The sequence below is a fragment of the Tsukamurella sp. 1534 genome, from assembly GCF_000312385.1.
In the GTDB taxonomy this organism is placed as follows: Bacteria; Actinomycetota; Actinomycetes; order Mycobacteriales; family Mycobacteriaceae; genus Tsukamurella.
Genome location: NZ_HE997626.1, coordinates 1,266,552 through 1,279,881, shown reverse-complemented (window position 1 = coordinate 1,279,881; position 13,330 = coordinate 1,266,552). Strand labels below are relative to the sequence as shown.

The 13,330-nt window shown below is 70.4% G+C and carries 14 protein-coding genes; 6 read left to right on the top strand and 8 right to left on the bottom strand.

Annotation, left to right across the window (positions count from 1 at the left end):
* Positions 1-1,065 precede the first annotated feature (1,065 nt).
* The 6 genes from rsmG to rpmH all read right to left on the bottom strand — a co-directional run bounded on the left by rsmG (position 1,066) and on the right by rpmH (position 4,620).
* Complete coding sequence (gene rsmG / locus BN39_RS06270) at positions 1,066-1,773, bottom strand: 16S rRNA (guanine(527)-N(7))-methyltransferase RsmG (RefSeq protein ID WP_019201514.1); 708 nt, start codon at positions 1,771-1,773, stop codon at positions 1,066-1,068.
* Positions 1,774-1,888: 115 nt separating this feature from the next.
* On the bottom strand, positions 1,889-2,428 hold the full coding sequence (locus BN39_RS06265; RefSeq protein WP_019201513.1) for a R3H domain-containing nucleic acid-binding protein: 540 nt from the start codon (positions 2,426-2,428) through the stop codon (positions 1,889-1,891).
* 45 nt (positions 2,429-2,473) lie between these two features.
* Positions 2,474-3,646, bottom strand: a complete 1,173-nt coding sequence (gene yidC, locus BN39_RS06260) for a membrane protein insertase YidC (protein WP_019201512.1) — start codon at positions 3,644-3,646, stop codon at positions 2,474-2,476.
* Between the two features lie 80 nt (positions 3,647-3,726).
* Entirely contained in the window at positions 3,727-3,942 is a 216-nt protein-coding gene (gene yidD / locus BN39_RS06255; protein WP_051158965.1) for a membrane protein insertion efficiency factor YidD, read from the bottom strand.
* 41 nt (positions 3,943-3,983) lie between these two features.
* The gene (rnpA, locus tag BN39_RS06250; RefSeq protein ID WP_040765933.1) at positions 3,984-4,391 is read right to left on the bottom strand and encodes a ribonuclease P protein component; all 408 of its coding nucleotides are present in this window, start codon (positions 4,389-4,391) and stop codon (positions 3,984-3,986) included.
* 85 nt (positions 4,392-4,476) lie between these two features.
* Positions 4,477-4,620 (bottom strand): 50S ribosomal protein L34, encoded by a 144-nt coding sequence (rpmH, locus tag BN39_RS22690; RefSeq protein ID WP_081585940.1) that lies wholly within the window; start codon positions 4,618-4,620, stop codon positions 4,477-4,479.
* 636 nt (positions 4,621-5,256) lie between these two features.
* Between rpmH and dnaA the strand changes: the two genes are divergently transcribed.
* Positions 5,257-6,744 carry a chromosomal replication initiator protein DnaA gene (gene dnaA, locus BN39_RS06245; protein WP_019201509.1) on the top strand — a complete coding sequence of 496 codons (1,488 nt, stop codon included), beginning with the start codon at positions 5,257-5,259 and terminating at the stop codon, positions 6,742-6,744.
* Positions 6,745-6,816: 72 nt separating this feature from the next.
* Here dnaA and BN39_RS22115 read toward each other — a convergent pair whose 3' ends face one another.
* Positions 6,817-7,656 (bottom strand): hypothetical protein, encoded by an 840-nt coding sequence (locus BN39_RS22115; protein ID WP_019201508.1) that lies wholly within the window; start codon positions 7,654-7,656, stop codon positions 6,817-6,819.
* A gap of 446 nt (positions 7,657-8,102) precedes the next feature.
* On the opposite strand from BN39_RS22115, the gene dnaN reads away from it, so the two are divergent.
* From dnaN to recF, 3 genes are read left to right on the top strand one after another with little or no spacing between them, the layout of a single operon-like run.
* Positions 8,103-9,266, top strand: coding sequence for a DNA polymerase III subunit beta (gene dnaN, locus BN39_RS06235; RefSeq protein ID WP_019201507.1), 1,164 nt, complete (start codon positions 8,103-8,105; stop codon positions 9,264-9,266).
* Positions 9,267-9,297: 31 nt separating this feature from the next.
* Complete coding sequence (gene gnd, locus BN39_RS06230; protein WP_305807931.1) at positions 9,298-10,191, top strand: phosphogluconate dehydrogenase (NAD(+)-dependent, decarboxylating); 894 nt, start codon at positions 9,298-9,300, stop codon at positions 10,189-10,191.
* Between the two features lie 15 nt (positions 10,192-10,206).
* Positions 10,207-11,436 (top strand): DNA replication/repair protein RecF, encoded by a 1,230-nt coding sequence (gene recF, locus BN39_RS06225; RefSeq protein WP_019201505.1) that lies wholly within the window; start codon positions 10,207-10,209, stop codon positions 11,434-11,436.
* Here recF and BN39_RS06220 read toward each other — a convergent pair.
* Positions 11,356-11,817: a hypothetical protein gene (locus BN39_RS06220; protein WP_019201504.1), complete on the bottom strand. Its 462-nt coding sequence runs from the start codon at positions 11,815-11,817 to the stop codon at positions 11,356-11,358. The genes recF and BN39_RS06220 overlap by 81 nt on opposite strands.
* Before the next feature lie 58 nt (positions 11,818-11,875).
* On the opposite strand from BN39_RS06220, the gene BN39_RS06215 reads away from it, so the two are divergent.
* Positions 11,876-12,700, top strand: coding sequence for a hypothetical protein (locus BN39_RS06215; RefSeq protein ID WP_148281428.1), 825 nt, complete (start codon positions 11,876-11,878; stop codon positions 12,698-12,700).
* A 70-nt stretch (positions 12,701-12,770) separates the two neighbouring features.
* Positions 12,771-13,313 carry a DUF721 family protein gene (locus BN39_RS06210; protein ID WP_019201502.1) on the top strand — a complete coding sequence of 181 codons (543 nt, stop codon included), beginning with the start codon at positions 12,771-12,773 and terminating at the stop codon, positions 13,311-13,313.
* Positions 13,314-13,330 lie beyond the last annotated feature (17 nt).

The window sequence follows — 13,330 nt, the reverse complement described above, 5'->3', positions numbered from 1 at the left end:
CCCCGCCCGGCCCCTCCGCCGCGCCGCCCGGAGGCCTCCGGCGGGGAGAGGGGGCCGCCACTTCTAACCCCCCACCACAAACCACACACCGGCGATCTCACCGCCGCGGAGAGCTCCCCTTCGACCGAACCGAACCTCCACGCGAAGCCCCGGGCCACCCCGGGCCACCCCCGGGTCGCCGGCGGGCGACCGCGTAGCCGATTCGCAGCTGCGCCGGCACCGGCCGTCGTCCCGCTCCGAGCCGACGACCGAGCCGCGATTCCCGGACATCCGAATCCGGTGATCGGCCGCAGCAAGGGTTCGCTGCGGAGCCCTCATGCCGCAGCGCCGGCTCCGCATCCCACCCGATCGCTCACGCGGAACCTCGCCGCCGGAGCCACCGCAGGCGCCCCCGCGCCCGCCACACACCGACCGCCCGCCGGCCGCGCACCGGCCGGCCGCACGACCCCCAGCGGCGCGGGCGCCTGCTCTCATACCCCACACGCCGGGATCGCCGCCCGCCGGCCGGACACGACGGGCAGCCCGCGGCACTCGGCTCCAACCCACCGCGCGCCCACACCTCACACGAGTACCGGTCATCGGCCGGCGCCCCGCGTACCCGTCGACCCCGGGGTCCCGACGCCCCCGGCGGATACCGAGATCGGGCCCGAGTTTCGGGCGCGGAGAACACCGGGCCTGACCCTCCTCCGCGGTCCTCCGCCGCCGATCCGCAGCGCCAGCCGCCCGCGACTCGCGGGAAGCGCAACCATCGGAACCGGCGGCCGCGGGTCACTCGAGCGACCGAGGGGCCCGCGGTCCCCGGTGCGGCGGCACGCCGCGCGGGGGAGTGGACGGCGCCGGCGGGGCACCGTCGAAACCTCCCCGCCGACGCCCAGCGGGTCTCGGCGGGCGGCCCCGTCGAGCCCTACCGCACCGGCCGACCGAGATATTTCTGGTACGAAGGTACCGATCTGTGCCCGCCGGTCCCTCTTCGGGCGGCCCTGAACCCAGCAAAGTGTCACGTGTCGAAACGGCCCGTGGGTGATCGTACGGGCAACTTCACTGCCCTGAATGCCCGTTTCCGGGTCAGCGGCGGCGCTTCGCCTTCACCTTCGCAACAGGCTTGTGCCGGGTGGCGCGGACCACCGTCGTCGCCGGATCGACGATGCCGACGCCGCACTGGACGATCTCCGGATTCCGGAGACCCGCCTTCGCGAGCACGGCGCCGTGCTCCTCGATCTCCTCCGCCGCACGCGAACCCTTCAGGGCGAGCAGCCGGCCACCGTCACGGAGGAGGGGAGCGGACCACGGAGCGAGCTTCGGGAACCCGGACACGGCCCGTGACGTCACGACGTCCGCGCCGCCGACCGCCTCAACCACCGCCCGCTCCTCGGCGCGGCCGCGAACCACGCGGATGTTCGGGAGCCGGGGACTGCAGAACTCCTCGAGGAACACCGCGCGCCGGAGCAACGGCTCCACCAGGATCACCTCGACGTCCGGGCGCGCGATGGCCACCGGAATTCCCGGCAGGCCCGCGCCGCTCCCGACGTCCGCCATGGTCTCTCCGGCGTCCAGCAGCTCGCCGAGCACGGCGCAGTTGAGCAGGTGCCGCTCCCACAGGCGCGGCACCTCCCGCGGACCGATGAGCCCGCGGACCACCCCGTCGGTCGCGAGCACGCGCGCGTACTCCTCGGCCAGCGGCACCCGATCGCCGAAGACCCGGGCCGCGACCTCCGGCGTGGGAGGCAGGTCCTCGACCGAACCGCCGGCTGCCGCGTCGTCGCGCCGTTCCACGTGAAACCTCTTCCCTCACATCACCGTCACGTACACACCGGGCCGTCGTGGCCCGGAAACGACGATGGGCCCCAGGCTCACGGCCCGGGACCCATCGTTCACCTTGCGGTCCAGTCTATGCGCTGGGCAGAACCACCACGCGGCGGTTGGGCTCCTGGCCCTCGCTCTCCGAGCGGACACCGTCCACCTTGGCGACAGCGTCGTGGACGATCTTGCGCTCGAACGGCGTCATCGGCTTGAGCGACTCCTTCTCGCCGCTCGTGGCGACGCGCTCGGCGACCTCGGCCCCCAGGCCGGAGAGCCGGGTACGCCGGCTCGCGCGCCAGCCGGCGACGTCAAGCATGAGCCGGCTGCGGTCTCCGGTCGCCTGCTGCACCGCGAGGCGGGTCAGCTCCTGCAGTGCGTCGAGCACCTCCCCGCGCTGTCCGACCAGCTTGGTGAGGTCCTCGCCGCCGTCGATCGCGACGATCGCCCGGCCGCCCTCGACGTCGAGGTCGATATCGCCGTCGAAATCGAGGATGTCCAGCAGCTGCTCCAGGTAGTCGGCCGCCACCTCGCCCTCTTCGACCAGGTCGTCGTCCTCGTCGGCAGCGGCGGTATCGGCGGGAGCCGCCGGGGCGGTCTGCTCCTCCTCGACGGTCACGTCGTCAGACATGCGTACTCCTTGTGATTCATTCGGTAGGGGTCTGGGGGGAGCGGCTCAGCGCCGCTTCTTCCGCTGCTGCTGGTTGCGCTGCTTCTGGCGGGCGTTCCCGGAGGGGTGCTGCTGCTTGGCCTTGGGCTTCGCACCGGCCGCGGGCTTCGCACCGGGGGAGGGTTTCGACGATGCCGCCGGCGCATCCCCGGCCTCGTCACCGTCCGCACCGGACGTCTCCGCGGCGCTCACGGCCTTGGCGGCTCCGCCCTTGGCCTTGCTCGGCTTGGCACCGGGCTTCGGCGCGTTCTCGGCGCGCTTCTCCTGGGCGAGGCGCTTCTTCTCCTCGTCCTCCTTGTCCAGGCGTCCGAACACGATGTGCTGCTGGCAGTAGGTCCAGATGTTCTGCGTGACCCAGTAGATGAGGATGGCGACGGGGAGGAAGAAGCCACCGACGAGCACACCGATCGGGAAGACCCACAGCATCAGGCGGTTCATGATCGCCGTCTGCGGGTTCTCGAGCGAGGCGACGGGCTGCCGCGCGATCGAGGCACGCGAGTTGAAGTGGGTGGCCAGCGCAGCGACGATCATCAGCGGCACCGAGAGCGCGATGATCCACCACTTCTCGAAGTTCGGCTCGATGTATCCGAGGTCCGGGCCGACGGGCATGAAGGCCTGGAACTGCGCGACGGGCTCCTGCACGTACGAGGACAGCGGGACGCCGAAGAGGCGAGCATCCAGGAAGCTCTGCACGTCGGTGGCGGAGAAGAAGTAGTTGGCCGTGTGCCGGGTCTCGTACGCGTTCATATCGGGCGAGCCGAACATCTGCGCCGTGCCGCCGCTCATCCGGTTGAACGAGCGGAGCACGTGGAACAGGCCGATGAACACGGGCACCTGGAGCAGGGCGGGGAGGCAGCCGAGCAGCGGGTTGAAGCCGTGCTCCTTCTGCAGCTTCTGCATCTCGAGGGCCAGCTTCTGCCGGTCCTTGCCGTACTTCTTCCGCAGCGCCTGCATCTGCGGCTGGAACTCCTGCATCTGCCTGGTCGTCTTGATCTGCCGGACGAACGGCTTGTACAGGATGGCGCGCAGCGTGAGCACCAGGAAGATCACGGACAGGGCCCAGGTGATGCCGCTGTCGGGGCCGAGGCCCGGCACGAAGGAGAATGCCTTGTGCCAGACCCACATGATGCCCGACACCGGGTAGTACACGTAGTCGAGCGATAACGGGTTGAAAGCCACGGTATTCGTGCTCCTAGTCGATCATGTGGAAGAGGTTTCGGGGCGCGTGATCCACGCGGTCGCGGCGGGCGCCGGCGGGGCTACTCGGGGACGGGGTCCCAGCCTCCGCGGTGCCACGGGCCGCATTTCAGCAGGCGAATCGTGCTGAGGTACACGCCTTTCAGCGCGCCGTGCCGCGAAAGTGCTTCCACCGCATACTCACTGCACGTGGGGACGAAGCGGCAGGTGGGGGGACGGACCGGGGAGATCCAGGTGCGGTACAGCTGTACCAGGCCGATCAAGGCCCGACGGGGCATCGCACGTACCGCCTGCACGGCCGTACCGGAATCCGTCGCGGTCACAGCGCACCCGCCTTCGTCAGGCCCGAACGCAGTTGCACCGCAAGCTCGTTGGCATCGTCATCGGCCGCGGACCGGAGGGCGCGGATGACGACCAGCGCACCGTCGTCGAGGCCGTCCACCACGGTCGCGGCGGCGGCGCGGAGGCGGCGCGCGACTCTGTGGCGGGTGACGGCGTCGCCCACCGCCTTGGAGACGATGAGGCCCACGCGAGGCGCGGGCACCACGGGGTCACCGGACCCGGACACGACGAGGCCCGGTCCCCCCTCGTGAGTGGGGACCGGGCTCGGAAAGGTCGCTGCCTTCACCACATGCACCACGATCGACCGCCGGCCGACACGCTTACCGCCCTTCACCGCCGCGCTGAAGTCGCGCGTCGAGCTCATCCTGTAGCGGGCGGGTAACACGTCAGTCGGTCTGCCTTCGCAAATGCCTTTGCACGAGCGCCACCGCACCCGGATGGGAGGCGGTGGCGCTACGCGGATGAAAAGATCAGGCCGTCAGCTTCGCGCGGCCCTTGGTGCGGCGCGAAGAAACGATGGCGCGCCCGGCACGGGTGCGCATACGAAGACGGAAGCCGTGAACCCGCGCGCGGCGACGGTTGTTCGGCTGGAACGTCCGCTTGCCCTTAGCCACGGTGACACTCCTTGTTCAGTTCGACGGCGCACGCCGTCGAGGGGTTGGACGGAAACTTCTCGGCGCGCATGAAGTTCAAGTTGAGGTCGAACTCGGCCGACGAGTCGGTTTGCGCACAGACCGGTCAAGACTACTTATCCCTGGTGACAAGGTCAAACCGTCGCGATGAACCATGACGTGACGCAGATCACGAAGCGGTCCGAGCGACACGCCGAGGAAATCCGCCCTCCCGCGTTTTCCTGCGAGTATGTGCGTCTTGTTGAGTACTGCTCGCGGCTCTGTTAACTTTGCCGAATGCGATTGCTGAGCGCGACCACGGCATCCCGTGGCATCGAAGCACGGCAGCTCTGGGCCACGACGGTCCCGGTGTGTAGCGGGCTCGGTGACTCTCCCTAACCAGGGCGGCTCCGAGCGCTGTTCATGCAATCCAGCGATATAGACACTCGACCGAAGCCATCCGGTCGGCATCACCTCTGCTCACAGTTGTCCACACCTGTGGATAAATCTGTGGAGTAGAGTTCGTTGCGCAGGTCGAGCTGGGTGGACACATGCACAGCACGACGTACGAGACTGTGGACGACAAGTCGGTGGGTATCGGGAGTGAACAGCTCCCGGCGGCCGGCGCGGAGGGACCTGATGACCGTTGATCCGCTCATCGAGACGTGGACGGCGGTCGTCGACGAACTCTGCGGAGATTCCGATCGAGCCCTCACCAAACAGGAGAAGGCCTGGCTGCGCCTCGTGCAGCCCCTGACCCTCACCGAGGGTTTCGCTCTCGTCGCGGTCCCATCCCAGCTGATGAAGGACGCCATCGATCGTCGGCTCCGCGAGCCACTCGTCGACGCCCTCTCCACGCGCCTCGGCCAGGAGGTGGAGCTCGGCGTCAAGATCTCCCCGGACGCCAACCCGCCCGTCGCCGTCGCGACCGAGGAGCCCGAGGCACCGTCGGGCCCGAGCACCGCGGACCTCCCCGTCCCGGTTCCGGGCCTGAACAACGGCGTCGCCGGGATCGACAAGCCCACCGTGCAGCTGCCCCCGCCGATGACGGGGCCGCCGGCCGCGGACACCACGACGTCCGGCGCCACCGGGTCCTCCGGGTCGAGCCTGAACCAGAAGTACACGTTCGAGACGTTCGTCATCGGCGCGTCCAACCGGTTCGCGCACGCGGCCGCCTTCGCCGTCGCCGAGGCCCCGGCCCGCGCCTACAACCCCCTGTTCATCTGGGGCGAGTCCGGGCTGGGCAAGACGCACCTGCTGCACGCCGCGGGGCACTACGCCCGGCGACTGTTCCCGGGGATGCGGGTGAAGTACGTGTCCACCGAGGAGTTCACCAACGACTTCATCAACTCGCTCAAGGACGACCGGCAGGTCCAGTTCAAGCAGCGCTACCGCGACGTGGACATCCTGCTGGTGGACGACATCCAGTTCCTCGAGGGGAAGCTGGGCATCCAGGAGGAGTTCTTCCACACGTTCAACACGCTGCACAACGCGAACAAGCAGATCGTGGTCTCCTCCGACCGCCCGCCGAAACAGCTGGCGACGCTGGAGGACCGGCTGCGGACGCGGTTCGAGTGGGGCCTGATCACGGACGTGCAGCCGCCCGAGCTGGAGATCCGCATGGCGATCCTGCTCAAGAAGGCGCAGATGGAGCGGATCCACGTGCCGCACGACGTGCTCGAGCTCATCGCCACCCGCATCGACCGCAACATCCGCGAGCTCGAGGGTGCCCTGATCCGCGTCACGGCGTTCGCGTCGCTGACCCAGACGGACGTCACCTACGAGCTGGCCGAGATGGTGCTGCGCGATCTGGTGCCGGACACCACGACCATCGAGATCAGCTCCAGCACAATACTTTCAGTGGTGGCTGAGTACTTCGAGATCTCGGTCGCCGATCTCAAGGGCACCGAGCGCGCCCGCGCCGTCACCCACGCGCGGCAGATCGCGATGTACCTGTGCCGCGAGCTCACCGAGCTGTCGCTGCCCAAGATCGGGCAGATCTTCGACCGCGACCACACCACCGTCATGTACGCCGAACGGAAGATCCGCAAAGAGATGCCGGAGCGGCGCCGGGTGTACGACCAGGTGCAGGAGCTCACCACCCGGATCAAGCGCCGCAGCCAGTAGCCGCGCACCGTCGCCGGATCCGTCCGCACGCCGGAACGCCGCCCCGCGATGAACACGGGGCGGCGTCGTCGGTCAGCGCATGCCGGTGCAGATGAGCGGACCGCCGCCGCTCGGCGCCGTCTCCTCCGAGACCACCGCGCCGCCGCGCGAGATCTTGCACGCCGTCCCCGGCTTCGGGTCGATCACCGTCACGGACACCAGGAAGGTGTCGGTGGAGAACGACTTCGACCACGGAAGCTGCTGCGAGCCCAGCGCGTTCGTGTCCGGCACGCCCACGGTGATCACCTGCGCCGAGCCCTCGCCCGTCACCTCCACCTGCCACTGCTTCACGTTGGGCCCGGTGGTCGAGCCACCGAAGATCGGCGGGATCGAGATGTCCGACGGGACGCCGCTGGGCAGGGTGAAGCCGCCCGTGGTCGACGGTGCCGTCGTGGTGCGGGTGGTGGTGGGCGTGGTCTCCGAGGACGCGGAGGTGCTGTCCGAACCGCCCGTCGCCACCGCGATCACGATGCCGGCCAGCACGAGGACGAACACCACGACCGCCACGGCGATCCAGATCAGCTTCTTGTTGCCGCCGCCGTCACCGCCCCCGCCGCCCGGGCCCTGCCAGTCCGGGGGAGGCGGCCCCTGCGGGGGTTGGGCGCCGCCCTGAGGTCCGTACGCCCCCGGGGAGTAGCCCAGCTGATAGCCGCCGTACGGGTCGCCCTGCTGCGGTCCCTGCGGGCCCGGGGGAGGGGGCTGCTGCGGACCGCCCTGCGGTGCCGGCGGGGGATACGCCCCGTCGAAACCCTGCGTTCCGCCGTACGCGTCCCGCTCCACGGGGCGCGTCGGCTGGTGGCCGCCCGGCTCCGCCGGGTAGTTCTGACCGCCCGGATGCTGCCCGGGATTCTGGTACGGATCGGGATTTCCCATGCTTGTACGGTACGCCCCGGTGCAGGTCACAGGATTGCGGACGTTCTGCCCAGCCTGTGGAGGAACGCCTGAAATTGCTGGAACTACCTGGGGAGAGTTCATCCACAGGTTTCCACAGGGAGCGTTCATCACCAATTACACGGATGTACTTCCACACGGCGTGCGGCGCGTCGTCAACACCCCGACACGCGGCCCCGGCAGCGGCGATGGCGAGTTTCCACATCGTCCACAGGGCTTATGACGATGACATATTCCTTCTCTAGATACTTCTTTTGAAAAGAGGCTGTGTGAACGTGCGGCGCGCTCCGCCCGCGCCGCACGGGGCGGAAGCCCGGAGTTCCCCGGCGGCGTACACGTCAGTGCACCCGCTCCTATAGCATCGAAGCCCTGGCATCAGAAGACGCCACGCCCCACCCGTGTGCCCCTAACCGAAAGGCTCCGTCGGCATGAAGTTTCGCGTCCCGCACGAGGAGTTCGCCGAATCCGTCGCGTGGGTGGCACGTAGCCTGCCGTCGCGGCCTCCGGTCCCCGTCCTCGGCGGTGTGCTGCTCACCGCGGGTGACGACGGGCTGACCGTCTCGGGATTCGACTACGAGGTCTCCGCGCAGGTGCGCGTCGCGGCCGAGGTCGCCGACGAGGGCCAGGTCCTGGTCTCCGGCCGGCTGTTGGCCGACATCACCAAGGCGCTGCCCAACAAGCCCGTCGACGTGGAGCTCGACGTGACTCGCGTCGCGATCTCCTGTGGCAGCGCGAAGTTCTCGCTGCCGACGATGCCCGTCGAGGACTACCCGCAGCTGCCCGAGCTGCCGCAGCAGACCGGCGCCATCGAGCGCGGCACGTTCGCCGAGGCCATCGGCCAGGTCGCCGTGGCCGCGGGCAGGGACGACACGCTGCCGATGCTCACCGGCATCCGGGTGGAGATCGAGGGCGAGAAGGTGGTTCTCGCCGCCACCGACCGGTTCCGCCTCGCGGTCCGCGAGTTCACCTGGCAGCCCGAATCGGCCGACGTCAAGGCCGCGGTCCTGGTACCCGCCAAGACGCTCTCCGAGGCCGCGAAGACCTTCGCCGTGGATCCCGAGGTCGGGATCGCGCTGGGGGCCGGCTCCGCGGTGGGCGCCGACGGCCTGCTCGGCGTGGTGGGGGCGGACCGTCGCACCACCACCCGCCTGCTGGACGCGGACTTCCCGAAGTTCCGGCAGCTGCTTCCCGCCTCGCACACCGCGATCGCCACGATGGAGATCGCCCCGCTGCTCGAGGCCATCAAGCGCGTCGCGCTGGTGGCGGATCGCGGCGCGCAGGTGCGGATGGAGTTCGGCGACGGGACGCTGCGCCTCTCGGCCGGCGGCGACGACGCCGGCAAGGCCGAGGAGGAGCTGCCCGCCGACTTCCAGGGCGAGGCGCTCACCATCGCGTTCAACCCCGGTTACCTGCAGGACGGCCTGGCCGCGGTGCACACCGAATCCGTGACGTTCGGGTTCACGACCCCGTCTCGGCCTGCGGTGCTGCGCCCGGCGGGGGAGGATTCCTACGAGCCGGACGACTCGGGGGCCTTCCCCGCGCCGCAGAGCGCGTACACGTACCTGCTGATGCCGGTGCGCCTGCCCGGCTGAGAAGGAAATCGTCGTTCCACCAGCACGGAGGGTGCCGAGCATGCAGTTGGGTCTGATCGGTCTGGGCAAGATGGGCGCGAACATGCGCCAGCGCGTCCGCAACGCCGGACACGAGGTGGTGGGCTACGACCCCCGCCCCGAGGTCACGGACGTGCCGACGCTGGAGGCGCTGGTCGGCGCGCTCACCGCTCCGCGCGTGGTGTGGGTCATGGTGCCCGCCGGCGATCCCACCCGGGAGACCGTGCGCAGGCTGGCCGAGGTACTCGAGGACGGCGACCTCGTCATCGACGGCGGGAACTCCCGGTACACCGACGATCAGCCGAACGCGGACCTGTTGGCCGCCAAGGGGATCGGTTACCTCGACTGCGGCGTGTCCGGCGGAGTGTGGGGCCTGGAGAACGGCTACGGCCTCATGGTGGGCGGCTCGAAGGAGCACGTCGAGCAGGCGCTGCCGATCTTCGACGCCCTGCGTCCCGAGGGCGAGCGTGAGGACGGCTTCGCGCACAGCGGCCCGGTCGGCGCCGGCCACTACGCCAAGATGATCCACAACGGCATCGAGTACGGCCTCATGCAGGCCTACGGCGAGGGCTACGACCTGCTCGAGGCCGAACCGCTCATCGACAACGTCGCGGGCACGCTGCGGGCCTGGAGCAAGGGCACCGTCGTCCGTTCCTGGCTGCTGGACCTGCTGGTCAAGGCGCTGGAGGAGGATCCGGGCCTGAACGAGATCACCGGCTACACCGAGGATTCCGGTGAGGGCCGATGGACCGTGGAGGAGGCCATCCGGCATTCGGTGCCCGCGCCCGTGATCGCCGCCGCGCTGTTCGCGAGATTCCAGTCGCGCCAGGATGATTCGGACACCATGAAGGCGGTCTCCGCGCTCCGCAACCAGTTCGGCGGGCACGCCGTCCGCCGCGCCGACTAGGGGACCGCGCGGCCGTTGTACGTACGCCGACTGCAGCTGCACGACTTCCGTTCCTGGGACGACGTGGACGTCGTGCTGGAACCGGGTGTCACCGTGTTCGTGGGGCGCAACGGATTCGGGAAGACGAACCTGGTCGAGGCCCTGAACTACCTCGCGACGCTGGGATCGCACCGCGTGGCCACCGATCAGCCGCTGATCCGGGTGGGCGCGGAATCGGCGTCCGTACTGGCGACGGTGCACAACGCCGGGCGCGAGCTCACCGCGGAGATCGACATCGTGAGCGGCCGCGCCAACAAGGCGCGGATCAACACGTCGCCGTGCCGGCGGCCGCGCGACCTGCTGGGGATCCTGCAGTCCGTGCTGTTCGCGCCGGAGGATCTGGCCCTGGTGCGCGGGGAGCCGGGCGGGCGACGCCGGTTCGTCGACGATCTGGCGATCCTGCGCACCCCGCGGATCGCCGCCGAGAAGGCGGATTACGAGCGGGTCCTCAAGCAGCGCAACGCCCTGCTCAAGACCGCGTACGCCGCGGCGCGGCGCGGGGGAGCGGACGCCGAGTCGATGCTCTCGACGCTGGACGTGTGGGACGAGCAGCTGGCGCGGTTCGGCGCGGAGCTGCTGGCCGCGCGGCTCGAGGTGGTCAGCGCGCTGCAGCCGCACCTCACCGTGGCGTACGCGTCCCTCGCCCCGCACTCGCGGGCCGCGACGATGGAGTACGGCAGCGCCCTGTTCGAGGAGTTCGACGGGGCGCCGGCCGAGGCGTCGGTCGCCGATCTGGAGGCGGCGATGCTGGAGGCGCTGCGGCGTTCCCGGTCGCGGGAGATCGACCGAGGGATGAGTCTGGTGGGCCCGCACCGGGACGATCTCGACCTGCGGCTCGGCAACGAGCCGGCCAAGGGCTTCGCGTCGCACGGTGAATCCTGGTCGTACGCACTGGCGTTGCGGCTCGCCTCGCTGGAGCTGCTGCGCGCCGGCGGCTCGGAACCGGTTCTGCTGCTCGACGACGTGTTCGCCGAGCTCGACACCAAGCGCCGAACGGCGCTCGCGGAGGTGGCCCTGGGGACCGAGCAGGTGATCGTCACCGCCGCGGTCCCCGAGGACCTGCCCCCGTCGCTGCGGGCGCGCACCTTCGAGGTGTCCGTGGAGGGCCCGGCCGACGTCCGCGTCTCACGCCTGTCGTCGGCCCAGGGCGAGGACGCCGGCGAACCCGCAGAGCCAGGCGACGAGGAACCCGGCGGAGAGTCCTAGCGGGATCACCGCTCCTCCGTACTCCCGCATCGCGAGCGGGGCGAACACGGGGAGCGCCGCGAGAGCGAGGCTCACCCATCCCCAGAGCCGGGCCGACGGTGCGCCCCGCCGGACCAGTCGCAGGTTCGCCCACCAGCACAGCAGGCCGAGTGCGCCGACCACGTACAGGTAGCCGTAGAGCGGCGCCGGCTCCCCGTACTTCCCGACGGGGTCGTAGAGCGCGTGCAGGTGCGCCTCGAGCCCGTGCAGCACGAGCTGGTCGGCGGCGGCGTACGCCGTCGCCGCGGCTGTCGCGAGGGTGCCCAGGACGTACGCGCCGGTCGTCCCGCGGGCCGTGCCCGACGGTGCCGGCGCCCGTCGCGCGGCGATTCCGTTCGTCATGATCTCTCCTTGTTTGGTACTCGGTGTACCAAGTTGGTACACGGAGTACCATAAGGCCGTGAGCCAGCATTCGGAACCCCGAGTACCAGAATCGGCCGGAATATCGGGGACTCCCCGGAGCCGGCGGCCGCGCCTCGCGCTGCAGGAGACCCGCAGCCGGGTGCTCCGGGCGAGCGTGGACCGCGTCCTCGCCGACGGCATGAGCACGGGGCTCGAGCACGTCCGGCTCGAGGACGCCGTGCGCGACGCCGACGTCTCCCGCACCGCCGCCTACCGGTGCTGGCCGCAGCGGGACGACTTCGTCGCGGACCTGCTCGCGGCACTCGCCGAACACGCGCTGCCGGTCGCCTCCACGCGCGGCGAGCGCGCCACCGCGGTCCTGCGCGACGCCGTCGGCGACGATCCCCGGGAACTGCGCACCGTGGACGGCCGGCGGGCGGCGCTGCGGCGGGTGGTCGCCCTCTCGGCCGATGACGACCTGCTCGCGGACCGCGAGGAGAGCCGCAGGTGGCGGTTGTTCCTCACGCTCGCGCTCGCGGTGCCCGCGCTGCCGGAAGGCGAGCGGCGCGACCGCGTGTCCGCGGCCGTCGCGGCGGCGGAGGAGGCCGTCCTGGAACGGCTGCAGGCGAACTACCGACGGCTGCTGGAGATGTTCGGCTTCACCGCGGTGGTCGGATACCGGGAGCTCGCGGGCGTCGGTCTGGCCCTCATGCGCGGGTACGTGGTCGGCGGCTACGCGGGGACCGGATCCGGCACGCCGGGCCTGGCGTACGCCCTGCTCGTCGACGGGGCGGCCGCACCGTCGGACACCTCCGAGTGGGACGGGCGGCGCGCCCGGGCCCTGCTCGACGAGCTCGCGGCCCCGGATGCGTTCGCGGGCTGACGCCGGCCGTGCGTGTCGGACCCCGCGGGTAGCCTGAAGAGCGACGATCGAGCCGGACGAAGGAGGCGTGATGACGGGACCGGACAGGGGCGAGGAGCTTCACGGATCCGATATCGCGCGGCGCGCCCTGGAGGAGGCCCGCGCGGCCGCGAAGGCCGCCGGAAAATCGGTGGGCCGGGGCAACGCCGGACCCATGACGGGCGGCGTCCGCCGGCTGCGCAAGGGCTCGAAGAGGTGGTCCGGCCCGTCGCCGGACAACCGGGATCCGCAGCGGCTGGGCTCCCTCGTCAACGGCATCGCGAAGGCCCGCGGTTGGGACCGGAAGGTCAGCGAGGGAACGGTTCTCGGGTGTTGGGAGTCCGTGGTCGGTGCCGATGTGGCCGCCCACGCCAGCGCCACCGGGCTGCGGGACAAGGTGCTGTACGTCAGCGCCGAGTCCACCGCGTGGGCCACCCAGCTGAGACTGATGCAGGCCCAGTTGTTGGCGAAGATCAACGCCGCCGTCGGGCAGGGCGTGGTGACGTCGCTGAACATCACCGGGCCGTCCGCGCCGAGTTGGCGGAAGGGTCCCCTGCACGTGCCCGGGCGCGGTCCGCGCGATACCTACGGGTAACTCGAATCAGCCGTCCA

Coding starts and splice junctions, on each gene's coding strand:
- BN39_RS06265 (WP_019201513.1), bottom strand. CDS start 2,428: ATGTCTGACGACGTGACCGTCGAGGAGGAGCAGACCGCCCCGGCGGCT.
- yidD (WP_051158965.1), bottom strand. CDS start 3,942: ATGCCCCGTCGGGCCTTGATCGGCCTGGTACAGCTGTACCGCACCTGG.
- dnaA (WP_019201509.1), top strand. CDS start 5,257: ATGACCGTTGATCCGCTCATCGAGACGTGGACGGCGGTCGTCGACGAA.
- BN39_RS22115 (WP_019201508.1), bottom strand. CDS start 7,656: ATGGGAAATCCCGATCCGTACCAGAATCCCGGGCAGCATCCGGGCGGT.
- dnaN (WP_019201507.1), top strand. CDS start 8,103: ATGAAGTTTCGCGTCCCGCACGAGGAGTTCGCCGAATCCGTCGCGTGG.
- BN39_RS06220 (WP_019201504.1), bottom strand. CDS start 11,817: ATGACGAACGGAATCGCCGCGCGACGGGCGCCGGCACCGTCGGGCACG.
- BN39_RS06210 (WP_019201502.1), top strand. CDS start 12,771: ATGACGGGACCGGACAGGGGCGAGGAGCTTCACGGATCCGATATCGCG.